This window comes from Neisseria shayeganii (assembly GCF_014054965.1).
Taxonomy (GTDB): Bacteria; Pseudomonadota; Gammaproteobacteria; order Burkholderiales; family Neisseriaceae; genus Eikenella; species Eikenella shayeganii.
Map to the genome: position 1 here is coordinate 370,806 of NZ_CP059567.1, position 23,110 is coordinate 393,915.

The 23,110-nt window shown below is 58.9% G+C and carries 24 protein-coding genes and 1 pseudogene; 16 read left to right on the top strand and 9 right to left on the bottom strand.

Translation table 11 applies throughout. From position 1 onward, the window contains the following. Positions 1-68 precede the first annotated feature (68 nt). Entirely contained in the window at positions 69-875 is an 807-nt protein-coding gene (locus tag H3L94_RS01695; RefSeq protein ID WP_182122405.1) for an integrase core domain-containing protein, read from the top strand. A gap of 16 nt (positions 876-891) precedes the next feature. Here H3L94_RS01695 and H3L94_RS12255 read toward each other — a convergent pair whose 3' ends face one another. After that, positions 892-1,035 (bottom strand): lipoprotein signal peptidase, encoded by a 144-nt coding sequence (locus H3L94_RS12255; RefSeq protein WP_342355424.1) that lies wholly within the window; start codon positions 1,033-1,035, stop codon positions 892-894. Between H3L94_RS12255 and H3L94_RS01700 the strand changes: the two genes are divergently transcribed. The 3 genes from H3L94_RS01700 to H3L94_RS01710 all read left to right on the top strand — a co-directional run bounded on the left by H3L94_RS01700 (position 1,021) and on the right by H3L94_RS01710 (position 3,443). Next, entirely contained in the window at positions 1,021-1,326 is a 306-nt protein-coding gene (locus tag H3L94_RS01700) for a hypothetical protein (RefSeq protein ID WP_182122406.1), read from the top strand. The genes H3L94_RS12255 and H3L94_RS01700 overlap by 15 nt on opposite strands. 120 nt (positions 1,327-1,446) lie before the next feature. Then, on the top strand, positions 1,447-1,770 hold the full coding sequence (locus tag H3L94_RS01705; protein WP_182122407.1) for a DUF485 domain-containing protein: 324 nt from the start codon (positions 1,447-1,449) through the stop codon (positions 1,768-1,770). Then, entirely contained in the window at positions 1,767-3,443 is a 1,677-nt protein-coding gene (locus H3L94_RS01710) for a cation acetate symporter (protein ID WP_182122408.1), read from the top strand. The genes H3L94_RS01705 and H3L94_RS01710 overlap by 4 nt, the downstream gene beginning before the upstream one ends. A 107-nt stretch (positions 3,444-3,550) precedes the next feature. Here the strand turns inward: H3L94_RS01710 and H3L94_RS01715 are convergent, their stop codons facing one another. Both H3L94_RS01715 and H3L94_RS01720 read right to left on the bottom strand, forming a co-directional pair. Beyond that, positions 3,551-3,943 (bottom strand): hypothetical protein, encoded by a 393-nt coding sequence (locus H3L94_RS01715; RefSeq protein ID WP_040660421.1) that lies wholly within the window; start codon positions 3,941-3,943, stop codon positions 3,551-3,553. 99 nt (positions 3,944-4,042) lie between these two features. Continuing rightward, on the bottom strand, positions 4,043-4,510 hold the full coding sequence (locus H3L94_RS01720) for a hypothetical protein (protein WP_244958800.1): 468 nt from the start codon (positions 4,508-4,510) through the stop codon (positions 4,043-4,045). Positions 4,511-4,590: 80 nt separating this feature from the next. On the opposite strand from H3L94_RS01720, the gene H3L94_RS01725 reads away from it, so the two are divergent. Both H3L94_RS01725 and H3L94_RS01730 read left to right on the top strand, forming a co-directional pair. After that, complete coding sequence (locus H3L94_RS01725; RefSeq protein WP_182122410.1) at positions 4,591-5,232, top strand: flavin prenyltransferase UbiX; 642 nt, start codon at positions 4,591-4,593, stop codon at positions 5,230-5,232. Positions 5,233-5,473: 241 nt separating this feature from the next. Next, on the top strand, positions 5,474-5,995 hold the full coding sequence (locus H3L94_RS01730) for a hypothetical protein (protein ID WP_182122411.1): 522 nt from the start codon (positions 5,474-5,476) through the stop codon (positions 5,993-5,995). A gap of 11 nt (positions 5,996-6,006) precedes the next feature. On the opposite strand, the gene H3L94_RS12820 is transcribed toward H3L94_RS01730, so the two are convergent. After that, on the bottom strand, positions 6,007-6,201 hold the full coding sequence (locus H3L94_RS12820) for a lipoprotein signal peptidase (protein WP_342355425.1): 195 nt from the start codon (positions 6,199-6,201) through the stop codon (positions 6,007-6,009). 170 nt (positions 6,202-6,371) lie between these two features. Here H3L94_RS12820 and H3L94_RS01735 point away from each other — a divergent pair, with 170 nt between their 5' ends. Then, positions 6,372-8,357 (top strand): transglutaminase TgpA family protein, encoded by a 1,986-nt coding sequence (locus H3L94_RS01735; RefSeq protein ID WP_182122412.1) that lies wholly within the window; start codon positions 6,372-6,374, stop codon positions 8,355-8,357. Positions 8,358-8,695: 338 nt separating this feature from the next. Here the strand turns inward: H3L94_RS01735 and H3L94_RS01740 are convergent, their stop codons facing one another. Genes H3L94_RS01740 through H3L94_RS01755 form a run of 4 tightly spaced genes read right to left on the bottom strand, consistent with a single transcriptional unit; the run spans position 8,696 to position 10,973 of the window. Beyond that, a complete protein-coding gene (locus tag H3L94_RS01740; RefSeq protein ID WP_182122413.1) occupies positions 8,696-9,469 on the bottom strand; it encodes a peptidylprolyl isomerase in 774 nt (257 codons plus the stop codon). A gap of 25 nt (positions 9,470-9,494) precedes the next feature. Then, positions 9,495-10,364, bottom strand: a complete 870-nt coding sequence (locus tag H3L94_RS01745) for a peptidylprolyl isomerase (protein WP_182122414.1) — start codon at positions 10,362-10,364, stop codon at positions 9,495-9,497. Positions 10,365-10,419: 55 nt separating this feature from the next. Then, positions 10,420-10,686 (bottom strand): BolA family protein, encoded by a 267-nt coding sequence (locus tag H3L94_RS01750; RefSeq protein WP_182122415.1) that lies wholly within the window; start codon positions 10,684-10,686, stop codon positions 10,420-10,422. Continuing rightward, positions 10,683-10,973: a YciI family protein gene (locus H3L94_RS01755; RefSeq protein ID WP_009119705.1), complete on the bottom strand. Its 291-nt coding sequence runs from the start codon at positions 10,971-10,973 to the stop codon at positions 10,683-10,685. The genes H3L94_RS01750 and H3L94_RS01755 overlap by 4 nt, the downstream gene beginning before the upstream one ends. A 450-nt stretch (positions 10,974-11,423) precedes the next feature. Between H3L94_RS01755 and H3L94_RS01760 the strand changes: the two genes are divergently transcribed. The 8 genes and pseudogenes from H3L94_RS01760 to H3L94_RS12260 all read left to right on the top strand — a co-directional run. Further along, positions 11,424-13,871, top strand: a complete 2,448-nt coding sequence (locus tag H3L94_RS01760; protein ID WP_182122416.1) for a FimV/HubP family polar landmark protein — start codon at positions 11,424-11,426, stop codon at positions 13,869-13,871. 129 nt (positions 13,872-14,000) lie between these two features. Next, complete coding sequence (gene truA / locus H3L94_RS01765; RefSeq protein WP_182122417.1) at positions 14,001-14,837, top strand: tRNA pseudouridine(38-40) synthase TruA; 837 nt, start codon at positions 14,001-14,003, stop codon at positions 14,835-14,837. Between the two features lie 16 nt (positions 14,838-14,853). Next, positions 14,854-15,105, top strand: coding sequence for a glutaredoxin family protein (locus H3L94_RS01770; RefSeq protein ID WP_182122418.1), 252 nt, complete (start codon positions 14,854-14,856; stop codon positions 15,103-15,105). Further along, positions 15,102-15,749, top strand: a complete 648-nt coding sequence (locus tag H3L94_RS01775; protein WP_182122419.1) for a phosphoribosylanthranilate isomerase — start codon at positions 15,102-15,104, stop codon at positions 15,747-15,749. The genes H3L94_RS01770 and H3L94_RS01775 overlap by 4 nt, the downstream gene beginning before the upstream one ends. A gap of 183 nt (positions 15,750-15,932) precedes the next feature. Continuing rightward, on the top strand, positions 15,933-17,417 hold the full coding sequence (locus H3L94_RS01780) for a DASS family sodium-coupled anion symporter (protein ID WP_182122420.1): 1,485 nt from the start codon (positions 15,933-15,935) through the stop codon (positions 17,415-17,417). A 19-nt stretch (positions 17,418-17,436) separates the two neighbouring features. Continuing rightward, entirely contained in the window at positions 17,437-17,619 is a 183-nt protein-coding gene (locus H3L94_RS01785) for a hypothetical protein (RefSeq protein ID WP_182122421.1), read from the top strand. A gap of 40 nt (positions 17,620-17,659) precedes the next feature. Continuing rightward, a complete protein-coding gene (pyrE, locus tag H3L94_RS01790) occupies positions 17,660-18,301 on the top strand; it encodes an orotate phosphoribosyltransferase (protein ID WP_009119698.1) in 642 nt (213 codons plus the stop codon). A 71-nt stretch (positions 18,302-18,372) separates the two neighbouring features. Further along, a pseudogene (locus tag H3L94_RS12260) lies at positions 18,373-18,554 on the top strand (ATP-dependent exonuclease); the annotation flags it as partial. A gap of 21 nt (positions 18,555-18,575) precedes the next feature. On the opposite strand, the gene H3L94_RS01795 reads toward H3L94_RS12260, so the two are convergent. Next, positions 18,576-18,914, bottom strand: coding sequence for a P-II family nitrogen regulator (locus H3L94_RS01795; protein ID WP_009119697.1), 339 nt, complete (start codon positions 18,912-18,914; stop codon positions 18,576-18,578). A 244-nt stretch (positions 18,915-19,158) separates the two neighbouring features. Here H3L94_RS01795 and purL point away from each other — a divergent pair, with 244 nt between their 5' ends. Next, positions 19,159-23,088, top strand: coding sequence for a phosphoribosylformylglycinamidine synthase (gene purL / locus H3L94_RS01800; RefSeq protein ID WP_182122422.1), 3,930 nt, complete (start codon positions 19,159-19,161; stop codon positions 23,086-23,088). The last annotated feature ends 22 nt before the right edge of the window (positions 23,089-23,110 follow it).

Here is a 23,110-nt window from a genome sequence, read left to right on the forward strand (position 1 = left end):
GTGTTTCAGGTAGCCTGAGATGTAGAAATTCGTCGCGTTGTTTACAGTATTGAAGGATGATACTGCACATGAACATGCATAAAAGCACCCGACTTACCCCGCACCACCGCCAAGCCATTTGGTTGGCCTACACACAAGACAAAGAAAGCGTGACTTCTCTTGCCCGCCGTTATATGGTCAGCCGGGTCACGATTTACCGCGCACTGAGCGCCGCCCGGGGGCGGTTGCTCAAGCCCCAAACCAGCGTCAACAACCGTTTCAAACAAGCCCGTTACGGGATGAAACGTCTGGCCAAAGTCGAGAAGGCCATCCAGGAGAAGCTCAAACAGCAAGCCAAACGCTACAACAAGTCTTATCCGGGCGAAATGGTGCACGTCGATGACAAACGTTTGCCCCTACTTAAAGGACAAAAAGCCACCGACCGGCGCGACTACCTGTTTGTCGCCATTGATGACTTTTCCCGCGAACTGTATGCCGCCATTTTGCCGGACAAGACGGCCGATAGCGCAGCCAAGTTTTTGCGGGAGCAGTGGATCGAACCCTGCCCGTATCTGATTGAATGCATTTATTCGGACAACGGCACGGAATACAAAGGTTCGGCCAATCACGCTTTCGGTCTTGCCTGTTACGAAAACAACATCACTCAGAAGTTTACCCGTCCTGCCCGCCCGCAAACCAACGGCAAAGCGGAGCGGGTCATTCGCACGATAATGCAGATGTGGCACGAGAAGCAGACCTTTGACAGCCCGGAGCACAGGCAAAAAGAGCTATGCCGTTTCGTCAACTTTTACAACACCGTGAAGCCGCACCGCAGTCTGAAGGGGGATACGCCCTTTGAGGTACTGCAGGCTTATTTTTCTCAACCTGTGGTGTAAACAACTCGGTTAATTTCTACACCTGAGACCTTTGCAAACCCCCCGGATGTGGATGCAGTTCAAGGCGTAGCAGCGCAGCGAGTGCAGACATATCATATAGATAGGCAAGCGAGCGAGCAGCGCACAACGCAGAAATGCGCCGCAGATGGGGGTTTTGCAAAGGTCTCAGCCTGAAGGGCAGGGGCAGGGTGCGGCAGCCGTCTGTTTCGGCAAATATCGCGTCAGGCCATGGCCAAATTTTCATCTGCGGCGCATTTTGTGGTGCCTGTATGCCCCAGGATGTGTTCGCTTGCTTTGCTGGGTATCGGACAGCTCTTTCCCGCAGGGATTCCCGCTGATCATCTTCTTGGCGCTGTCTGGCGGTGAAGCGCATCGCCGTCAGGGGGTGCAATGGCTTTCTTTTGTTTTGATTGTCGATAAATATGATAGAAAACATATCTTTATTTTCTAATCATTAGCAGGGATGATGCGTTTCATTCAAAAAAAAAATTGGCCTAAGCAGACGGGGCTGTTTTTTAATGCGCTACCGTTCCGCCGCATCCGGCGGCCGGGCAGACAAAGGAGTCAAATCATGGAAAGAGAAACGGCAAAGCGGATTCTGGAGCATCCCGAATTCCGCCGAATGGCGCGGAAAAAATCCGTGCTCGGCTGGGGCTTTTCGGCCTTGGTGTTTGTGATGTATGTGGTGTACATCGCCTTTATCGGCATCAGCCCGGAGAGCTTTGCCGTTCCCGTGTCGGAAGGCGGCATCACTACCTGGGGTATTTACATCGGCCTGTTTGTGATTGTGTTTTCTTTTTTGATTACCGGCATTTATGTGCGCAAAGCCAACGGCGAATTCGACCGCATGACCCGCCGCGTGATCGACGAAGTGATGAAAGGAGGCCGCCAATGAAAGCATGGAAAACCTTGCCCTTGTGGTTGGGCCTTTCAGGTAGCCTGTGGGCCGACGCGCTGACCGGCGATGTGGAAAAACAGGCGCTCAATGTGCCGGCCATCATCATGTTTTTTATCTTTGTGGCGGCCACGCTCTACATCACCTACTGGGCGGCCAAGCGCAATAAATCGTCGAAAGACTTCTACACCGCCGGCGGCGGCATTTCGGGCTTTCAAAACGGTTTGGCCTTGGCGGGCGACTATATGTCTGCCGCTTCCTTCCTCGGCATTTCCGCAATGGTGTTCACCACCGGCTACGACGGCCTGATTTACTCCACCGGCTTTTTGGTGGGCTGGCCGATTGTGCTGTTTCTGATTGCCGAGCGCCTGCGCAACCTAGGTAAATTCACCTTTGCCGACGTGGCGGCCTACCGCTTGAAACAAACGCCGGTGCGCGTGTTTGCGGCCACCGGCACGCTGTTGGTGGTGGCGCTGTATCTGATTGCGCAAGTGGTGGGCGCGGGCAAGCTGATCGAGTTGTTGTTCGGCCTCGACTACCATTGGGCGGTGGTGATTGTGGGCGTACTGATGGTGCTGTATGTGCTGTTCGGCGGCATGTTGGCCACCACCTGGGTGCAGATTATCAAAGCCGTGATGCTGCTTTCCGGCGCCAGCTTTATGGCGATTATGGTGCTCAAAGCGGCCGACTTCAGCCCGGAAATCATGTTTAAAAACGCCACCCAAATCCACGAAAAAGGGCTGGACATCATGGCGCCCGGCGGCTTGGTGAAAAACCCGATCGACGCCATTTCCCTCGGCGTGGCGCTGATGTTCGGCACCGCCGGCCTGCCGCATATTCTGATGCGTTTCTTTACCGTGCCCGATGCCAAAGAAGCGCGCAAATCGGTATTTGTGGCCACCGGCTTCATCGGTTATTTCTACATCCTCACCTTCATCATCGGCTTCGGCGCCATCATGTTGGTCACCAAAGACAACCCCAACTTCTTCCACGAAGTGATGCGCGACGGCAAACCGGTGATCGAGATGATCGGCGGCACCAATATGGCGGCGGTACACCTTTCCGAAGCGGTGGGCGGCGATTACTTCCTCGGCTTTATTTCCGCCGTGGCTTTTGCCACCATCCTGGCCGTGGTGGCGGGGCTGACCCTCTCCGGTGCCTCCGCCGTCAGCCACGACCTGTATTCTTCGGTGATCCGAAAAGGCCACGCCACCACCGCGGAAGAGATGAGAATGTCGAAAATCGCCACCTTGGCTTTGGGCGTGTTGGCCATCATCTTGGGCATTGCCTTTGAAAACCAAAACGTGGCCTTTATGGTGGGCTTGGCCTTTGCGCTGGCCGCGTCCGGCAACTTCCCGATTCTGATGCTTTCGATGTTCTGGAAGGGGCTGACCACCCGCGGTGCCGTGGTCGGCGGCTTTGCCGGCCTGCTCAGCGCGGCGCTGCTGATCATTCTCGGCCCGACCGTGTGGGTGAAAGTGCTGGGCTTTGAAAGCGCCATCTTCCCCTACGGCAACCCGGCCATCTTCACCATCCCGTTGGCCTTCATCGTGGCGTGGATTGTGTCGGTGACCGACCAATCGGAACAGGCCAAGGCCGACCGTGCCGGCTACGAAGCGCAATATGTCCGCGCGATGACCGGCATCGGCGCAGCGGAAGCCAGCGACCATTGATCTCTTGCTGAGGCAGATCAAAGCAAAGGCTACCTGAATGTTTTCAGGTAGCCTTTTGGGTATATGGTATTGCTTATACGGATTGTTTACGGAAACGGTATGTTGTTTTACTGGCCGCCGTTTTGCTGTTGAAGGCGGGCGGCGCGCTCTTGGAAAGCCTGATGTTCAATCGGGGTGAGAATCCAGATTTCCATGATCTCGCCCGCTCCGTTGCGGCGCAGCGCCACCACTTTGCCGGCGTGCTGCGGCAGCATGCCGTGGGTGATGAAGCGGTTGTTTTCGTCTTTGATGCGTACGCCCTGCACCATATTGAAGGTTTGGGCGCCGTCCAGCCAGCCCAAGCTGAGCAAGCGCAGCCAAGAAAAGCCTTGGCTGGTGAGTTCCGCCTGCGGGAATTGGGCCGATTTCAATACCGCCACTTCCATATTGTCCACCGGGAAGCGTTGCGCCCAAGCGGCCGAGCTGAAGCCGAGCAACAGCAGCAACAGATATTTTTTCATGTGTGACTCCCTTGTTTGTTCGAGCATTGCGGCATCTTGGCCTGCCGTGGCGGCATCATAACGGAAACGCGGGTTTTCAGGTAGCCTGCGGGACGGCGCTTATTTGCAGCTATTGGGCAGGTTGCGCCAGGCGCGCGAGAGGGTGGTGCCGTTGGCATACAGCTTGATGGTGGCGCTGCCGACGCCGCGTTGGTGCACATCCATCAAAATACCGTCTTTGCGGGTAAAGGGATTGTGCAGGGCCACGGTTTGCACGTTGTTGGTGTAGCTGCGGATTTGCAGGAAATCGTCGGGCAGGCGGAAGCGGGTTTGCAGTTGCTGTTTCAGACACTGCACCACCGCTTCGGTGGAGCGGCTGCTGTCCACGTTCACGTCGGGCTGAGTGGGGCGCTCGGGCAGGCTGCGGAAGTCGTACGAAGTGCGGCTGTTGCCCAGCTTGACGTCCTCGTCGTAGCGGATATTGGCCTGGTCTTTGCGGATGGCGGCGGCTTCCGGTGTGGCGGCCTGGGGCAGGGCGCAGGCGGTCAGCAGCAGAATCGGCAGGCAGAGCAGTAGGCGGGGGTTCAAGATGTTTCCTCCGTGACGCGGACAGGTTGGGAAAGCGGCTATAATAACAGCCCTGCAAACCATCCAGAAAGCGTTTAACCATGCTTTACCCCTCTGTTCCGCGCCCCGTCCGCACCGTTACGCTGGCTTGGACCGGCGCTTCCGGCCTGCCTTACGGCCTGCGGCTGCTGGAATGCCTGGTGCGTGCCGACATCACGGTTTGGCTGCTGTATTCGCAGGCGGCACAGATTGTGGCGCAGCAGGAATGCGGTCTCACGCTGCCTTCTCAGCCCGCACAATGCCGCGCTGTGCTGTGCGAACGCTTCGGGCTACCTGAAAACAAACTGCTGGTGTTCGGGCGCGACGAATGGTTTGCGCCGCCCGCCTCAGGCAGCAACCCGGCCGATGCGATGGTGATCTGCCCGGCCAGCATGGGCGCGGTGGCGGCGGTGGCGGCCGGAACCTCCGATCATCTCTTGGAGCGGGCGGCGGATGTGTGCATCAAAGAGCGGCGGCCTTTGGTGGTGGTGCCGCGGGAAACGCCGCTGTCGGTCATCCATTTGGAGAATCTGCTCAAGCTGGCGCGTTTGGGGGTAACCGTATTGCCGCCGGCACCCGGGTTTTACACCCACCCGCAAAGCGTTGCAGACATGGTGGATTTTGTGGTGGCGCGTATTCTCGACCAGCTCGGCGTGGCGCACGGCCTGCTGCCCAGGTGGGGCGAAGCGGCAGAAAAAGCTTGACACCGCCGATTGCGCTGCATTAAAGTGCCGCACCATGAATACGCAAAACCGCTTCTCTTTCGCTTATTTTTATTGGTACCACACAGCCGTGCGGTACTTTTTCGCGTGCGCCTAAAACGCACAGCCAGCGAATAGAAAAGCCACCGCCCGGAAACCCACCGAGCGGTTTTTTTATTGCCCCGGCAGGCCGCTCGATTGTAGAAACGACACCATGAGCCGACCAGCCGATAAGGAACCTCCCATGAACGCCGCTTTGAAAAACGAATGCCGCCCCGCCGCCCAAACTCGAGCCGCCGTTGAGCTGCAACGCTGGTATCTGGCGGTGGACGGCAACCAGCACCGTGCCGACTTGCAAACCGCCGCTCCGACCGGCAAAGCGTTTATGCTCAGCGAAGCCCTGCTGCCGCAAATCCGTACCGTGGCATGTTTGATTGCGGCCAAACGCCACCGTTTCGACGGCCGCAGCCCCGAGGTGTTCACCGAAGAAGCCGATTGGTTTGCCGCCCGTATTTTGGTGTTGGGCGTGCGGGTGTTCCATCTGGATGTGACCCTGATTCCGATGCTGAAAACCGCCAACCGCCGCGCCGCCGAATTTGCGCGCGAACGTGGCCTGCCCTTCACGCCCGCTCAAATGCGCATGAGCCTGCATGCCGCCCGCCCGCACGGCGGCCTGATTCTGGAAAACGCCTGCTTTGCCGAGCAGGATTTGGGTTTGATCGGTAATACCTTGGCTTTGGCGAAAACCCTGCCTGCCATCGGCTAAACGGTTTTTCTTCACGCCCCGCGCGGTACAGATTTTCGCTGTGCCGCGCGGGGCGTTTTGCGTGCAGGCTGAGACCTTTGCAAAACCTCCAGATGTGGATGCAGTTCAAGGCGTAGCAGCGCAGCGAACGCAGACATATCATATAGATAGGCAAGTGAGCGAGCAGCGCACAACGCAGAAATGCGCCGCAGATGGGGGTTTTGCAAAGGTCTCAGGCTACCTGAAAACCGAAGCAGGCCACCGGTGGGCATGGCGGCGGTTTGCTTGGGATAAACGGTGTTACCTGCCCGCCGGCAAGGCGTGCTTAGGGAAACGGTTTTGCTTTCAGGTAGCCTCCCGTACAATAGTGCTGCCTTCTACTCAAGCTATTTTCACCATGTCGAAACCGCTGACTGCCTCTGCCGACCAAGCGCCTGCGCGTGCCGCCCGTTTGGGTTTTATCTGCCTGCTGCTGTGGCTGAGCCTGCCGTTGGCGTTTGCACTGCCGTGGCCGGTGATGGCGGTGTTCGGTGTGTTGTGGGCCGTGCAGCTGGGCCGGCTGGCCGGTTCTGCCCGACCGTTACGCCCGTGGCTGGTGGGCATCGGCGGGCTGGCGGTGGGCGCTTTTGTGTTTTCGCAGTTGGGCACCATTGTGGGCAGCGAAGGCGGCAGCGCTTTGCTGTTGCTGCTGTTGCTGCTGAAAAGCTATGAAAGCCGCCGTCTGCGCGATTGGCACATTCAGCTGATCGGCATGGTGTTCCTGAGCGGGGCCACCGTGCTGCTCAACCAAAACCTGCTCATCGGCGCATGGCTGCTGGCCGGATTGTTCGGCATTGCCGCCTGTGCGGCCCTGCTCAATATGCCGCCGCGTCCGGCGGCCCGCCATGCCGCCACCGCCCTGCTGCTGACCCTGCCGCTGGCGGCGGTGTTGTTCGTGGCGGTGCCGCGTCTGAGCGAACCTTTGTGGCGCATTCCGCAGCCCAAGCAGCATCAGGCGCAAACGGGTTTGTCCGACACCATGCAGCCGGGCAGCATCAGCCAGTTGGTGCAGAGCAACCAGCTGGCGTTTAACGCCACTTTCGACGCTGGCTTTATGCCGCAGCGGCACCAGCTGTATTGGCGCGCGATCACCATGAGCCGTTTTGACGGCCGGCAATGGTCTGCCGACAACGATCATGCCGATAGTGCGGCCCGTTCCGACACTACGGCGGAAACGGTGGCGTACAGCATGATTCTGCGCGACGAGCGCGGGCGGATTCCGGCCTTGGATTATCCGCAAATCAGCCGGCAGGCGGCGCAGTCGCGCAGCAAGATGCGCTACGCAGAAGGGCATACCGTGCGCGTCAACAGCCATGAAGGTTTGCGCCGTTTCCATTTGCAGGCGGGTTTGGGCGACAGGCTACCTGAAAGGCTGAACGGCAGCAGCCGGGCGGCTTTGACCGCGCTGCCGGGCACAGCCAATCCGCGCATCCGTCAGTTGGCGCAGCAGTTGCATAGTCAGTCGGCTTCGCCGCAAGACTATATTGCGCGGGTGCTCGATTACTACCGCCGCCAACAGTTTGCCTACACGCTTAGCCCGCTGCTGACCACGGGGCCGAACCGCATCGATGATTTTATGTTCGCCACCAAGCAGGGCTTTTGCGAGCATTATGCGGAAAGTTTTGTGGTGATGATGCGGGCGGCCGGTTTGCCGGCGCGGGTGGTCACCGGTTATTTGGGCGGCGAATACAATGCCGACGGCGGCTTTTGGCAGGTGCGCGGGCGTGACGCGCATGCCTGGGCCGAAGTATGGCTGCCGCAGGAGCAGGTGTGGCTGCGTATCGACCCGACGGCGGCGGCCAATCAGAATTTTCTCGAACAGAGCCTGAATGCGGCGCTCAGCGAAAACGACCAGGAATTGATTGCGGGCAACCGCAGTTGGGCCTGGCTGAGCCAGGTTTCGGCGCAGAGCCAGTATTATTGGCAGCAATGGGTGGTGAATTACGACCAAAGTGCGCAAAACGATTTGTTCCGCCGTTTGGGGTTGGGCGGCTTCGGTTTGGCGAGCCTGCTGCTGTTTCTCGCGGTGGGGTTGGGCTTGGCGGCCTGGCCCTTGTGGCTGTGGTGGCGGCGCCAGCAGCGGCGCGGCGCCCATCCCTTGGAAGACGGCTTTGCGCTGCTCAAATCCCGTCTCATTGATGCGGATGAAGCGGAATTGGCTGCTTTGGGGCCGCTGGAAACCGAGCAGACGCTGGCCGAAAACGGCCTGCTGACACCCGAGCTGACGCAGTTGTTACAGCAATACCGCCGTTGGAATTATGCCGACGGTCTGCCGGCCCGGGCTGAACAGAAGCGCTGGTACCGCCGCTGCCTGCGGGCGCTTAAGCAGATGAGGAAGGCATAAGGCGGGACGAGGCCGGCGCCCTGCTGCCGGCGTAGATAAAGTCTGTTGATGCAGCAGACAGCTTGCTGCGGACTTGGTGATGCGATGCAAAGAATTGCCGCCTTGCCGGTTGCTGTCTGAAAGCTGTGCGCCATTGAGTCAGAGGCTTTTGCGAATCCTGACCTGCAGCGTATCTGCCTTGGCTGCGGCCCACTCGCTGCATGGTTAGGCCTTGAGCTACCCTACATTGGGAAATTTGGCAAAGGTCTCCAGCTCAGTTTGAGGGGATAAGGAGATAGATTAAGGCTACCTGAAGTGCTTTCAGGTAGCCTTTGGTTTGCGTGTTAGGCCATATTGCCTTACATGGTCGGATCCACGCCGTGTTCGCGCAACAGCTTGAAGATTTCTTCCTGCACGCGCTGCTGCTTGGTTTGTTCGGCCAGCATGTCTTTCACTTGGCTGAAGGGCGGGGCATCGGGGTCGGTGCGGGTGTCGGCCAGTTTGAAGATGAAGAAATTGCCGTCGGGCATTTTCACCGGTTTGATTTGGCCGCGGGTCATGCCGTTGACGGTTTCGGCGATTTCAGGCGGCATTTGCTGCACGCTCATCCAAGCGTCTTGGATGCCGTTGTCGGTGGGATAGCGGCGCATCAGTTCGGGGAAGCTCATGCCTTTGCGCAACAGATCCAGCGCCTCGTTGGCGGTGGCTTCGTTGTCGAATTTCACGTGTTGCAGCTTCACTTGGCTGGCCAGGCTGTCATACAGGCGGCGGATGTCGGCATCGCTGACGGTGATTTGCGAGCTCAGGTGTTCGGTATAGGCGTGGGCATACAGTTCGGCTTGTACATTGGCCAGGCGTGCTTGGATTTCGGGTTTTTTGTCCAAGCCGGCAGCAATGGCCGCATTTTTCAGCACTTCCACGCTTTGCAGTTGGTTGAGTGCATATTTGCGGATGGCGGCGGTGTCGGGTTGGGGAGCGCCGGGCTGTCCATCTTGTTGGGCCCGCTGTTGCTGCTCGATTTCTTTTACCAGAATATCGACGCGCTCATCGGCAATTTTGGGAGCTTCGGCGGCAATCGCCCAGCCGGCCGCCAAGGCGGCCGCCACGGCGAAGGCGGTGGTGCGTTTGTTCATTGAATCAATGTCCTACGAAAACGGATTAACGGATGGTGGCTTGTTGGTAGAGGCGGGCGATTTCGCGTTCGATCAGCAGGTTTTGCAGGTCTTGTTGGATTTGCGGTTTCAGCTGGGCGAACGGCGGCACGTTCACCGCACGTTTGTTGTTGATGTAGAAGAAGGCAAAGATGCCGTTGCCTTCTACGGGTGTACGGGTGTAGGCGCCGCGGTTGAGCGATTTGACGGCGTTATACACTTCGGGGGCGGCGTCCTCCAAATCTTTCAACGGGGTAAATTCGGGGTTGATGCCGCCGCGTGATTTGCTTTGCGGGTCGATGGTGTATTGGCGGGCCACATCGCTGAAGCGTTGGCCGCGGCGCAGGGCTTCGCCCACTTTTTGTGCGTTATCGCGGCTGTTGACGATGATTTCGCCCAGCTGCACTTCTTGTGTGCCGCGGTAGCGGTTGGTGATTTCGTTATAGGCCTGTTGCACTTGGGCATCGGTTACCGGGTTGTTGTTCAGAATATGGGCAATCAGGGCTTGGGCGGTGACATTGCCTTCAAAAGTGGCCCAGTCGCTGGCAAACGTGGGTTTGCGGTCTTCGCCGGAAGTGCGCGCTTCGTTGCGGGCGCTTTCGATGATGTTTTTGTATTCCGGGGTTTCGTGCAGTTTCAGGCGGCGCGCCTCCTGCATCATCAGCTCGCGGGTAACCAAGCGGCGGGCGATGTTTTCGCGCAGGGCAGGGCTGTCTTGTACTTGGCCGTTGCTTTGTTCGCCGATGATTTTCACTTGTTGGTCGATGGCGCTGCTGTCGATGCGGGTACCGTTGACAGTGACCACGGTTTCGGCCGTTGCGGAAGCAGAAGCCAAGGCGGCGCTCAGAAAGAGGGCAAGGGCGGATTTTTTCATCATGTTGCTGTCCTTTACTTTTTTTAGGTGGTTTCGAATCGGATGGGGCGGTTCGCTTTTAAGCCCGGTATTCTTCGGGTGTTTGTGCGCGGATGCTGAGTGCGTGGATGTCCTGCGCATACAGGTCTTGCAGGCTTTCTTGCACAGCGCGTTGGCGGGCGATGCGGCTCATGCCGGCAAACGCCGGACTGACGATCAGCAGGCGGTAGTGGCCGCCGCCGCGGTTGCCGGCATGGCCGACGTGTTTGTGGCTTTCGTCTGCCAATTCGAGGGTGGTGGGCGCGAAGGCCGCCTCGAGGCGCTGGCGGATGGTGTCGGCAATCATTCCGGCAACACCTTTTTAAACGGACGAATCAGAATTTCGGCATACACACCGGCTTCCACATAAGGGTCTTGGCCCGCCCACTCTTCTGCCGCATCCAGCGAATCAAATTCGGCCACAATCAGGCTACCTGAAAAGGCCGAATCGTTGTCGGGCAGGGGGCAGGGGCCGGCCAATACCAAACGGCCTGCTTCCTGCAGGGCCTTCAAGCGGGCCACATGCGCGGGGCGTGCGGCCAAACGGGCTTCTAAAGAATCTTCAACATCTGAAGCCATCAGCATAAACAGCATGGTGCGGTATTCCTAATCTTGGGTTGATGGGGCAGACCCTGTTGCAGGGATGCCTGTATGGGCGGCTTGCCGACCGGTAGGCGGAAAGATCAACTCGTCGCCTAAGTGAATTAAGAGCAAGCTCTAAATTTAAAAATGCCCTAATCATACCTGTGTAAAGGGAAGAATGCATCATTTTGCCGCAGCAGGATGCGGAAAACGGTTTTCAGGTAGCCTTTTCACAAAAGCGTCGGCAAGTTTTTGTAAAAAATGTTTCACTTTCGTGTCTGAAACAGGGCCAAACCGTTTAAGATGCTTGGCACACGGGTTTAAGAAACGATATGATGCCCGAATTGTTTGGACTTACCGTGATGTATTTGTGCGAATGACCGCATAAGCGGTCCCCGTCGGTGCGGTGCCGCGTCTGAAAAAGTCGGTGCAAATTCAATTCGGGCTGTTAAGGGAGGTTTAATGTTTAATAAACAGTGTAAAGTGAAGTTGATCGCCGCTTCTTTGGGCTTGGCGGCATCGCTCAATGCCTCAGCCGCCATGGGCGGCCTGCAGGTTCAATCCAATTTGGACGAGCCTTTTGCCGGCACCGTAGTGGTAACCGGCGATGAAGCGCGGGCCTTGGCCGGCTCGGTCAAACCGGCCGTAATCGGTGCCAATCTGACCGCGACTGTTGTCCAACAAAGCAGCGACCGTGCCGTTATCCGCTTGCGTTCGAGCGCACCGATGAAAGAGCCGGTCGTTACTTTTTGGCTCGGGGTAGGCAACCAAAACCGCCAATACACCGCCATGTTGGATCCCAAAGATTATCAGGCGCCCACTGTTGCGCCGCAGCCTGCGCGGCGTGCGGCCCAAGAGGCGCCCAAGCCCGGCCGCGAGCGTGCCGCAGAGCAGCCGCGCCGTCAAAGCGAGCGTGAGCGCAACCGTTCGCGCCCAGCGCAGGCGCCCGCCCGCGTAGAAGTGGTACGCGGTTCGCGCTATCAGGTGAAAGACGGCGAATTGCTGGTGGACATCGCCCAGCGCGTGCAGCCTGAAGGCATGACTTTGCGCCAAACCATCAATGCTTTGGTGCGGGCCAACCCCAAGTCGTTCCGCAACGGCAACCCCGATTTGATGTACAGCGGCACAACGCTGATTATTCCCGAAGCGGCCCAGTTGCGCCGTTTGGCACGAGACAGCCAAATCCGTGTGCGTGCTGCTGCGGATGAGACGGCGGCACCGTCTGCCCAAGCGGCAGAACAAACCGCGCCGGCAACACAAACGCCACCTGCCGCAGAAAGCGCCACGCCGCCCGCTACACCCGAGCCGGCAGCGAAGCCTGCCGAAACCGCAGAGCCGGTAGTGCCGGCGGTTAGCGAACCGGTGCCTGCGCCTGTCGAGGCGACGGCCTCCGAAGCGGTGGCCGTTTCTGAAGCGGCCGCATCTGAGGCTGCGGCTGCCGAAGTATCCGAGCCTGTTGCTCCCCCGGTGGCCGAACCGGCACCTGCGCCGGCGGCGGAAACGCCTGCGCCTCAGGAAGAGCAACCCGATTGGATGAAGTGGGCGTTGTATGGAGCAGGTGGTGCCGTTGTTCTCGGCGGCCTGGCCTATCTGCTGTCCAACCGTCGTAGAAAACCCCATGCGGGAGCAGCGGCAGCCGGCGCCCCCGTCGATGACGAAGATGATTTGTTCTTCGAAGACATCAACAGCCCGGCTCCGGCAACCGATACCCAGACGGCGCAGACCGCCGCCGCCGGTGCGGTAGCAGAAGACGACCTGCATTTGAATCTCGACCAATTGGCCGAGCAGCAGCATTTGGGCGATACGCCGGACACTGAGTCCGTTGCAGCAAAAGCCGAAGCGGTGGCAGAAGAAGACGATTGGAGCTGGTTGGAAGACCAAACAGAGGAGGCCACCCCCACCCCCTTCTCGCCGACAGCCGAGCCGCCTTCTGCTGAGCCGGCAACTGCCACCACGGCTGCCGGTGTGGCGGCAGCTGCTACGGTGGCGGCCAAGTCTGCCGACGATTGGCTAAACTTCGGTGATGAGGCATTGCCTGCCGCACACAATACGCCGGTTGCCGAGCCTGCGCCGCCGGTCGTTGAAGATGATTTGGCTTGGGTGTGGGAAGATGAAACCCCGCCTGTAGAAGAGAGCTTGCAAGCATCTGCGGCTGAAGCAGAGCTTGCACCGCAGTTTGTGGCAGACCAAGAGCCAACGGCTCCGGAGGCTGCTGAGTTTGATTTTGATCTGTCTGCGCAGCCGCAAGCCCCCGCGTCTGTTGGCGAGGTGACGGCGCCGGTTGAAGCCCTGCCGTTTGGTGCCGAGGAAGACGACGGTTTGTCTTTCGATGTCGGTGAACCGGCCGCATTGGCACAAACCGCCTACGCTGCGGAGCAGGAAGCGGTCAGCTTTGAGACAGATTGGCAGCCGGAAGTGAGCGCAGAAGAGGTGTCTGCTTTAGACTTTGCGGTTGATGACCATCTGTCTTTGGCTGTGGCCGCCGAAGAGCCTGCTCCGGCGCCCGGTTTTGACGACCAAGCCGGAGGTTTGGATTTCAATCTGGACAGCCTGAATTTCGTGGATGATGCCGAACCTGCCGCCCTGCAGGCGGCAGAAGAAGCGGCTGCACCCGCCACCGTGGAAGCCGCGGATAGCGCTTTGTCTTTTGACACGGCTTTCGAGAGTGCCGAGGTTCAGCCGGTTGATTCGGCCAAACTGGAAGCCGAAGCCTTGGATTGGGCGGAAGCGGTTCAGCAACAGGCTTCGCTGCCGCAAGAGGCGCTGGAAGCGAAGCTGGAGTTGGCCAAGATGTATTTGGAAATTGATGATGCCAATACGGCCCGTCAGACTTTGATGGAATTGGTCAATGAATCCAACGGCAGCAGCATTCAGGCGCAAGCCCAAGCCCTGCTGAAAGAATTGGGTTAACCGTTTGACGGTATGACCGCTGCCAACCCGGGCTGACTGCCCGGGTTGGTTTTGTCTTTACAATCGGTCGGGCCGGTGTTGTCCGGCCAGGCTTTCAGGTAGCCTGAGACCTTTGATTTTGCAAACGCAATGGAGCACATGATTTCTTCTCCGCCTTCCCACGGCTTCAGGCGCCGCGCTTTGTGGCTCAGTTACGACGGCGGCCGCTTTTTCGGCTGGCAGAAACAGGCCGACGGCGTGGCCACCGTACAGGCCGCGTTGGAAGAGGCTTTGAGCCGCATGGCCGGCGAACCGGTTACGGTGGTGGCGGCCGGCCGCACCGATACCGGCGTACACGCCACGGCCCAGGTGGTGCATTTCGACAGCCGTGCCGACAGGCTCGATCAGGCATGGGTGCGCGGGGTGAACACCCATCTGCCCGAGGGTGTGGCGGTGTGGCGGGTGCAGTCGGTGCCGGACGTTTTTCATGCCCGCTTCGACGCCTGCGGCCGCCGCTACCGCTATGTGTTGCAGTCGGCGCCGGTGCGCTCCCCTTTATTGGTGGGCCGGGCAGGGTGGACGCATTACCGCTTGGATTTGGAGGTAATGCGGCAGGCGGCGGCTTTATTGGTGGGCGAGCATGATTTTTCCTGCTTCCGCGCCGCCCAATGCCAAGCCAAATCACCGGTGAAAACCCTTTACAGCGCCACGCTGGGCGGCACGCCGTCGCTGATCACACTCGATTTGCACGGCAATGCTTTTTTGCACCACATGGTGCGCAACATCATGGGCGCACTGGTGTATGTGGGCAGCGGCCGGCTCAGCGTGGCGGGCTTTGCCGAATTGCTGGCGGCGCGCAGCCGTTTGCAGGCGCCGCCCACTTTTATGCCCGACGGCCTGTATCTGACCGGCGTGGATTATCCGCCCGAGTGGGGTGTGGCCACGCCGCCCGTGCCGGAATGGTTGTTTCAGGTAGCCTCAACCTGATTTTGGGAGCCAGACGATGACGTTAACTTTGCTGTTTCGCGAATATTGCAGCCTGTGCCACCGCATGCGTGCCGACTTGCAGCCGTATCAGGCGCGCTACGGCTTTGAGCTGGCCGTGCAGGATGTGGACGACGATCCCGAACTGGAGGCGCGCTACAACGAGCTGGTGCCGGTGCTGTTGCACGGCGACACCGAAATCTGCCATTGGCATCTCGACGAGGCCGCTTTGCAGCGGTTTTTGCAACAACAGGGGCTACCTGAAAGATGAACACACGCATCAAAATCTGCGGCTTCACCCGGGCGGAGGACGCCCGAGCCGCCGCCGAATTGGGCGCAGACGCCGTCGGCCTGGTGTTTTATCCGGGCAGCAAACGCCACATCGGCATCGACACCGCCCGCGAGATTGCCGCTGCCTTGCCGCCTTTTGTCAGCATCGTGGCGTTGTTTGTGAACCAAGATGCCGAATGCATCCGCCAAGTGTTGTCGCAAGTACCGGTGGACGTATTGCAGTTTCACGGCGACGAAACGCCTGAATTCTGCCGCCAGTTCCAACGCCCGTATCTGAAAGCGGTGCGGGTGCGCGAGACGGCCGATATCATGCAGGCAGCCGCCTGTTATGCCGATGCCCGTGCCGTGCTGCTGGACGCCCATGTGGAAGGCGAATACGGCGGCACCGGCCATGCTTTCGATTGGTCGGTGTTGCCCGAGCGCCTGGCCGTTTCGTGGATTTTGTCCGGCGGGCTGCATGCGAGCAATGTGGCGGCGGCGTTGCGGCAAACCGGCGCCTGCACGGTGGACGTTTCCAGCGGGGTGGAAAGCGCGCCGGGCGTGAAATGCCCGCATAAAATGCGCGAATTTATCCGCCAGGTGCGCCGTTTCGATGTTGAGGCAAACGGCTTGGCGGCAGATTAAGGAACGCGGTGACAGGCTTTCAGGCTACCTGAAAGCCTGTTTTGTTTGGCCGCGGGCGGTGCGAAGCGGCCAATCTTTGCGTCCGGTCAAACCCTGTCCGTGCGATTCTTGTTACATTTGAGTTGCTTGCTGCCTTCGGGCGGCAGCTCCCCTCAACTGCATCACATTCACAAGGAGTGCACGATGAGCGAAAAAAACGAGAACCGGAGCAAACTCGGTTTCAAGCCGATTCCGATGGCGGTGGCCGTGGGTTTGGGCGTGGCGGTGTGGCTGATTCCCACTCCGGCCGAGGTCAAACCCGAAGCCTGGAAACTGCTGGCCATGTTTGTGGGCGTGATTGCCGCCATTATCGGCAAGGCCATGCCGATTGGCGCTTTGTCGATGGTGGCCATCATGCTGGTGGCGCTCACCGGCGTAACCGCCGACAAACCCGCCGATGCGATTAAAGACGCCTTGAGCAGTTTCGCCAGCCCCTTGATTTGGCTGATCGGCGTATCCATCATGATTTCGCGCGGCATTCTGAAAACCGGCTTGGGTGCACGCATCGGTTATCTGTTTATTTCCCTGTTCGGCAAAAAAACCTTGGGCATCGGTTACAGCCTGGCTTTGTCGGAGCTGCTGCTCGCCCCCGTTACGCCGAGCAACACCGCACGCGGCGGCGGCATCATCCACCCCGTGATGAAAGCGATTGCCGCCAGCTACGATTCCGATCCCGAAAAAGGCACGCAAGGCCGCATCGGCAAATATCTGGCACTGGTGAACTACCACAGCAATCCGATCACCTCGGCCATGTTCATCACCGCCACCGCGCCCAATCCGCTGATTGTGAACCTGATTGCGGAGGCCACCAATTCCGACATCCACCTCACTTGGGGCACTTGGGCCTTGGCCATGCTGCTGCCCGGCTTGGCGGCGATGTTTCTGATGCCCTTGGTGCTCTATTTCATCTACCCGCCCGAAATCAAAGAAACGCCCAATGCGGCGCAGTTTGCCAAAGAGCGGCTGAACGAATTGGGCGCCATGAACCGCGGTGAAAAAATCATGCTCGGCATTTTTGCGCTGCTGCTGATTTTGTGGGCGGGCGTGCCGGCCATGCTGCTGGGCGACGGCTGGAAAGTGGACGCCACCACCACCGCTTTTGTCGGCCTGTCGCTGCTGTTGCTCTCCGGCGTGTTGTCGTGGGACGATGTGCTGAAAGAAAAAAGCGCGTGGGATACCGTCACTTGGTTTGCCGCACTCGTGATGATGGCCACTTTCTTGAATAAACTCGGCCTGATTGCCTGGTTTTCCGGCGTGCTGGAAGGCGGCATCGAACAGATGGGGCTGAACTGGGTGGCCGCTTCGGCGCTGCTGCTGCTGGCTTATATGTATGCCCACTATATGTTCGCCAGCACCACCGCCCACATCACCGCCATGCTGGCCGCGTTCTACACCGCAGGCATTGCCTTGGGCGCGCCGCCCATGCTGTTCGCCCTGCTGATGGCGGCCGCTTCCAGCCTGATGATGACGCTGACCCACTACGCTACCGGCACCTCTCCCGTGATTTTCGGCTCGGGCTACACCACCCTGGGCGAATGGTGGAAAGCCGGCTTTGTGATGAGCGTGGTGAACCTGCTGGTGTTTGTGGTGATCGGCGGCCTGTGGTGGAAACTGCTCGGTTATTGGTAAATTCCCTTGCCGCTGCCTGATGATTGGCCTGCGGCAAACAGGCTACCTGAAAGCGCAGTGTGCGGTTTCAGGTAGCCTTTCCAATATAGCGGGTTTGATTAAGCTCAGTGGCGGCCAGACCGCCTATGAAGGCTACCTGAAAACCAGCAGCGCGGGTTTCTCTGTGCGGCGGCGGCGTTCAGGTAGCCTTTTGGCGATATAATGCCCGCTTTTCGAATTTTGATTGCAAAGGTAAGCACAGCATGTCCGCATTCCGTCAGGATTTCCTCCGTTTCGCCCTGGAGCGCGAAGTATTGAAGTTTGGCGAATTCACCACCAAGGCCGGCCGCCAGTCGCCTTATTTTTTCAACGCCGGCCTGTTTAACGACGGCGCGGCCACCCTTGCGCTGGCGCGTTTTTACGCCCAAGCGATTTTGGAAAGCAAGGTGCCGTTCGACATGCTGTTCGGCCCGGCCTACAAAGGCATCATTCTGGCGGCGGCCACCGCCATGATGTTGGCCGAGCAGGGCGTGAACGTGCCGTTTGCCTACAACCGCAAAGAGGCGAAAGACCACGGCGAAGGCGGCGTGCTGGTGGGGGCGCCGCTTAAAGGGCGGGTGCTGATTATCGACGACGTGATTTCCGCCGGCACCTCCGTGCGCGAGTCGGTCAAGCTGATTGAAGCCGCCGGCGCCACGCCTGCGGCGGTGGCGATTGCGCTCGACCGCATGGAAAAAGGCAGCGGAGAATTATCCGCCGTGCAGGAAGTGGAGCAGCAATACGGCCTGCCGGTGGTGGCGATTGCCAGTCTGCGCGATTTGCTGGCGCTGTTGCAGGACGATGCACAGTTCCGCGAACACCTGGCGCCGGTGCAGGCCTACCGCGACCGCTACGGCGTGGCCTGATTCGGCTTGAAAGCAAACAGCCGGCACCGGTGGCATAACGGTGCCGGCTGTTTTCAGGTAGCCTGAGACCTTTGCAAAACCCCCATCTGCGGCGCATTTCTGCGTTGTGCGTTTATGCCCTATGGGTACTGCTCGCTCGCTTGCCTATCTTCATGATATGTCTGTCCCACAGGAATTCCTAGCGTTTACACTCGCTGCGCTGCTACGCCTTGAACTGCATCTACATCTGAGGGTTTTGCAAAGGTCTCAGCCTGAAGTTGGCCGGGGCGGGTGTTTAGAGCGCCGCTTCGTCGCGTTCGCCGGTGCGGATGCGGATCACGCTTTCCACCGGCAGCACGAAAATTTTGCCGTCGCCGATTTTGCCCGACTGCGCTGCCTGCACAATGGTCTCCACCGCGTGCTCCACCAAGTCGTCGGCCAGCACAATTTCCAGCCGCACTTTGGGCAGAAAGTCCACCGCGTATTCCGCGCCGCGGTAGATTTCGGTGTGGCCTTTTTGGCGGCCGAACCCTTTCACTTCGCTCACTGTCATGCCGGTGATGCCGATTTCGGTGAGCGCTTCGCGTACGTCGTCGAGCTTGAACGGTTTGATGATGGCTTCGATTTTTTTCATATGGTGTCCTCGGTAAAATGGCCGTGTGGCGGGAATGCTTGACTCCCAATACCGCCGCCGGCCTGACTGAAACAGGCCTTACGCTATCACAAGCCCGCCGTATCTGCCAGCCTGCGCCGCCTGCGGGCGGGCAGACAGCTTTCAGGTAGCCTGCGCGGGCAAAATCTTGGGTGGGGGAAAGGCGTTTTCGCGTATAATCCGCCTCTCTTTTTATCTTTCCGATTTTGTGTGAGCACGAGCCATCATGTCCGTCGTATTGCCCTTGCGCGGCGTTGCCGCCCTGTCTGATTTCCGTGTCGAAAAACTCCTGCAAAAAGCCGCGGCCGCCGGCCTGCCGAAAGCAGAATTAAGCAGCGAATTTTGGTATTTTGTGAGCAGCGAATCCGCGCTGAACCACGAAACCGCAACAAAATTGCAGGCTTTGTTAGCAGCAGAAAGTGTCGAAAAAACACCCGAAGCCGAAAACAGCCTGCATTTGTTTTTAATCACCCCGCGCATCGGCACCATTTCGCCGTGGGCATCCAAAGCCACCGACATCGCGCACAACTGCGGCTTGGGTGAAATCGAACGCATCGAGCGCGGCATGGCGGTGTGGGTGAAAGGCGAGTTGAACGCCGAGCAAAAACAGCAATGGGCCGCCCTCTTGCACGACCGCATGACCGAAAGCGTGTTGCCCGATTTTCAGACGGCCTCGCAGCTCTTCGCCCACCCCGAAGCGCAAACTTTTGCTACCGTTGACGTTTTAGGCAAAGGCAAAGACGCTTTAATACAAGCCAACAGCGAACTGGGCTTGGCATTGTCGCCCGACGAAATCGACTATCTGCTGGAAAACTACCAAGCCTTGCAGCGCAACCCCAGCGATGTCGAACTGATGATGTTCGCACAGGCCAACTCCGAACACTGCCGCCACAAAATCTTCAATGCCGACTTCATCTTAAACGGCGAAAAACAGCCCAAATCGCTGTTCGGCATGATTCGCGACACCCACAATGCCCACCCCGAAGGCACGATTGTGGCCTATAAAGACAACGCTTCCATCATCGAAGGCGCGAAAATCGAGCGTTTCTACCCGCGTGCGGACGAGCAGCAAGGCTACCGCTTCAGCGAAGAAGAAACGCACATTTTGATGAAAGTGGAAACCCACAACCACCCCACCGCCATTGCACCTTTCGCAGGCGCGGCCACCGGTGCGGGCGGCGAAATCCGCGACGAAGGTGCCACCGGCAAAGGCGCACGCCCGAAAGCGGGTTTGACCGGCTTTACCGTATCCAACCTCAACATCCCCGATTTCAAACAACCGTGGGAAGGCGGCTACGGCAAGCCCGACCACATCAGCAGCCCGCTCGACATCATGATCGAAGGCCCCATCGGCGGCGCGGCGTTCAACAATGAATTCGGCCGCCCCAACCTTTTGGGCTATTTCCGCACCTTTGAAGAAGCGTTCGAAGGCCAAATGCGCGGCTACCACAAACCCATCATGATTGCCGGCGGCTTGGGCAACATTCAGGCAGGCCAAACTCATAAAGACCAAATCCCCGAAGGCGCATTATTGGTGCAACTCGGCGGCCCCGGCATGCTGATCGGTTTGGGTGGCGGCGCAGCCTCTTCTATGGATACCGGCAGCAACGCCGCCGATTTGGACTTCAACTCGGTACAGCGCGGCAACCCCGAAATCGAACGCCGCGCACAAGAAGTGATCGACCGCTGCTGGCAGTTGGGCGCAGGCAATCCGATTATTGCCATTCACGATGTCGGCGCAGGCGGCTTGTCGAACGCTTTTCCCGAATTGGTCAACGACGCAGGCCGCGGTGCAATATTCAAACTGCGCGACGTGCCGCTGGAAGAGCACGGCTTAAGCCCGATGCAGATTTGGTGTAATGAGGCGCAAGAGCGTTATGTGTTGTCGATTTTGCCCGAACACTTAGACTTGTTCCGCCAAATCTGCGAGCGCGAACGCTGCCCGTTTGCCGTGGTCGGCACCGCCACCGACGACGGCCATCTGCAAGTGCGCGACGATTTGTACGGCAACCATCCCGTTGATTTGCCGCTGAACGTTTTGCTCGGAAAACCGCCCAAAACCACCCGCAGTGACAACACCGTAAGGCCGTCTGCGACCGACGGAAGTCCCTGTGGGGAAAAACCGTTTTCAGGTAGCCATATCGATTTGAAAGAAGCCGCCTACCGCGTGTTGCGCCTGCCCACCGTGGCTGCCAAAAACTTCCTGATTACCATCGGCGACCGCAGCGTTGGCGGCATGACCCACCGTGACCAAATGGTAGGGCGTTACCAAACCCCCGTGGCCGATGCCGCCGTAACCATGATGGGCTTCAACACCCACAAAGGCGAAACCATGGCCATGGGCGAAAAACCGACCGTTGCCCTCTTTAACGCGCCCGCTTCCGGACGCATGGCCATCGGCGAAACGCTGACCAACCTCGCCGGCGTGAATATCGGCGACATCGGCAACATCAAACTTTCCGCCAACTGGATGGCCGCCTGCGGCAATGCCGGCGAAGACGAAAAACTCTACCGCACCGTCGAAGCTGTGTCGCAAACCTGTCAGGAACTGGGCATCAGTATTCCCGTGGGCAAAGATTCGCTGTCGATGAAAACCGTGTGGCAAGACAACGGCACGCAAAAATCGGTAACTTCGCCGTTGAGCCTGATTATTACCGGCTTCGCGCCGGTGCAGGACGTGCGCAAAACCGTTACGCCCGAATTGAAAAACACGGCAGACAGCGTATTGCTGGCCGTGGATTTGGGCTTCGGCAAAGCGCGCATGGGCGGCTCGGCCTTAAGCCAAGTGTATAACGATATGGCAGGCGAAGCGCCGGATATCGAAGCAGGCCGTCTGAAAGCGTTTTACCAAGTGATCCAGCAGCTTGTGGCCGAAGATAAATTGCTGGCTTACCACGACCGCAGCGACGGCGGCCTGTTTGCTACGTTGGCGGAAATGGCGTTTGCTGCACGTTGCGGCTTGGATGTTCGGCTACCTGAAAACGCAGATGCGCTTTCCGTGCTGTTTAACGAAGAGCTGGGCGCGGTGCTGCAAGTACGCCAAGCCGATGCCGAAGCGGTGCGTCAAGTATTTGCCGCCGTTGGTTTGAGTGATGCGGTATCAAAAATTGCCGTAGCCAACGATACCGACACACTGCACATCTCCAGCGGCAGCGAAGTGATTTTCAACGAAAGCCGTCTGAAATTACAACAAGCATGGCAAGAAACCAGCCATCAAATCCAACGCCTGCGCGACAACCCCGAATGCGCCGACAGCGAATTTGCCCTGCTGGAAGACAACCAACGCAGCGCGCTGTTTGCCGACCTGAAATTCGACCTTAAAGAAGACATCGCCGCACCGTTTATCGCGAGCGGTGCCAAGCCGAAAATCGCCGTATTGCGCGAACAAGGCGTGAACGGACAGGTGGAAATGGCTGCCGCCTTTACCCGCGCGGGCTTCGATGCTTACGACGTACACATGAGCGACTTGATGGCCGGCCGCGTGAAACTGGCCGACTTCCACATGCTCGCCGCCTGCGGCGGTTTCAGCTACGGCGACGTATTGGGTGCGGGCGCAGGCTGGGCGAAATCCATCCTGTTCCACCCCGAACTGCGCGACCAGTTCAGCGCCTTCTTCGAGCGCGGCGACACGCTCACTTTGGGTGTGTGCAACGGCTGCCAAATGGTGAGCAACTTGGCGGAAATCATCCCCGGCACGCAAGGCTGGCCGAAGTTCAAACGCAACAGAAGCGAACAGTTTGAAGCCCGCCTGAGCATGGTCAACGTGCCCAAATCGCCCTCGCTGATTCTGGCCGAAATGCAGGGCAGCCATCTCCCCGTAGTCGTGAGCCACGGCGAAGGCCGCGCCGATTTCGCCCATATCGGCGGCAAAATTTCCCCACAGGGGCTTCCTGCGGGCGCAGACGGCCTCAACATCGCCCTGCAATATGTGGACGGCTTGGGCGCAGTCACCCAAACCTACCCGCTCAACCCCAACGGCTCGCCGCAAGGCATCGCAGGCGTAACCAATGCCGACGGCCGCGTTACCATCATGATGCCGCACCCCGAGCGCGTGTACCGCACCGCCCAAATGAGCTGGCATCCCGACGATTGGCAAAACAGCGAACTTTCCGGCTGGTACAGAATGTTCGCCGGCGCGCGCAAGGCTTTGGGTTGATGAGCCGGTAGGATAAACCAGC

What these genes read in the sequence shown, in the direction of transcription:
- H3L94_RS01750 (WP_182122415.1), bottom strand. Translation starts at nt 10,686, where the DNA reads ATGATTGCCGACACCATCCGCCAGCGCCTCGAGGCGGCCTTCGCGCCC.
- H3L94_RS01780 (WP_182122420.1), top strand. Translation starts at nt 15,933, where the DNA reads ATGAGCGAAAAAAACGAGAACCGGAGCAAACTCGGTTTCAAGCCGATT.
- H3L94_RS01770 (WP_182122418.1), top strand. Translation starts at nt 14,854, where the DNA reads ATGACGTTAACTTTGCTGTTTCGCGAATATTGCAGCCTGTGCCACCGC.
- truA (WP_182122417.1), top strand. Translation starts at nt 14,001, where the DNA reads ATGGAGCACATGATTTCTTCTCCGCCTTCCCACGGCTTCAGGCGCCGC.
- H3L94_RS01740 (WP_182122413.1), bottom strand. Translation starts at nt 9,469, where the DNA reads ATGAACAAACGCACCACCGCCTTCGCCGTGGCGGCCGCCTTGGCGGCC.
- H3L94_RS01735 (WP_182122412.1), top strand. Translation starts at nt 6,372, where the DNA reads ATGTCGAAACCGCTGACTGCCTCTGCCGACCAAGCGCCTGCGCGTGCC.
- H3L94_RS01725 (WP_182122410.1), top strand. Translation starts at nt 4,591, where the DNA reads ATGCTTTACCCCTCTGTTCCGCGCCCCGTCCGCACCGTTACGCTGGCT.
- purL (WP_182122422.1), top strand. Translation starts at nt 19,159, where the DNA reads ATGTCCGTCGTATTGCCCTTGCGCGGCGTTGCCGCCCTGTCTGATTTC.
- H3L94_RS01745 (WP_182122414.1), bottom strand. Translation starts at nt 10,364, where the DNA reads ATGATGAAAAAATCCGCCCTTGCCCTCTTTCTGAGCGCCGCCTTGGCT.
- H3L94_RS01715 (WP_040660421.1), bottom strand. Translation starts at nt 3,943, where the DNA reads ATGAAAAAATATCTGTTGCTGCTGTTGCTCGGCTTCAGCTCGGCCGCT.
- H3L94_RS01775 (WP_182122419.1), top strand. Translation starts at nt 15,102, where the DNA reads ATGAACACACGCATCAAAATCTGCGGCTTCACCCGGGCGGAGGACGCC.
- pyrE (WP_009119698.1), top strand. Translation starts at nt 17,660, where the DNA reads ATGTCCGCATTCCGTCAGGATTTCCTCCGTTTCGCCCTGGAGCGCGAA.
- H3L94_RS01700 (WP_182122406.1), top strand. Translation starts at nt 1,021, where the DNA reads ATGGGGGTTTTGCAAAGGTCTCAGCCTGAAGGGCAGGGGCAGGGTGCG.
- H3L94_RS01695 (WP_182122405.1), top strand. Translation starts at nt 69, where the DNA reads ATGAACATGCATAAAAGCACCCGACTTACCCCGCACCACCGCCAAGCC.
- H3L94_RS01705 (WP_182122407.1), top strand. Translation starts at nt 1,447, where the DNA reads ATGGAAAGAGAAACGGCAAAGCGGATTCTGGAGCATCCCGAATTCCGC.
- H3L94_RS01755 (WP_009119705.1), bottom strand. Translation starts at nt 10,973, where the DNA reads ATGCTGTTTATGCTGATGGCTTCAGATGTTGAAGATTCTTTAGAAGCC.
- H3L94_RS01795 (WP_009119697.1), bottom strand. Translation starts at nt 18,914, where the DNA reads ATGAAAAAAATCGAAGCCATCATCAAACCGTTCAAGCTCGACGACGTA.
- H3L94_RS01760 (WP_182122416.1), top strand. Translation starts at nt 11,424, where the DNA reads ATGTTTAATAAACAGTGTAAAGTGAAGTTGATCGCCGCTTCTTTGGGC.
- H3L94_RS01730 (WP_182122411.1), top strand. Translation starts at nt 5,474, where the DNA reads ATGAACGCCGCTTTGAAAAACGAATGCCGCCCCGCCGCCCAAACTCGA.
- H3L94_RS01710 (WP_182122408.1), top strand. Translation starts at nt 1,767, where the DNA reads ATGAAAGCATGGAAAACCTTGCCCTTGTGGTTGGGCCTTTCAGGTAGC.
- H3L94_RS01785 (WP_182122421.1), top strand. Translation starts at nt 17,437, where the DNA reads ATGATTGGCCTGCGGCAAACAGGCTACCTGAAAGCGCAGTGTGCGGTT.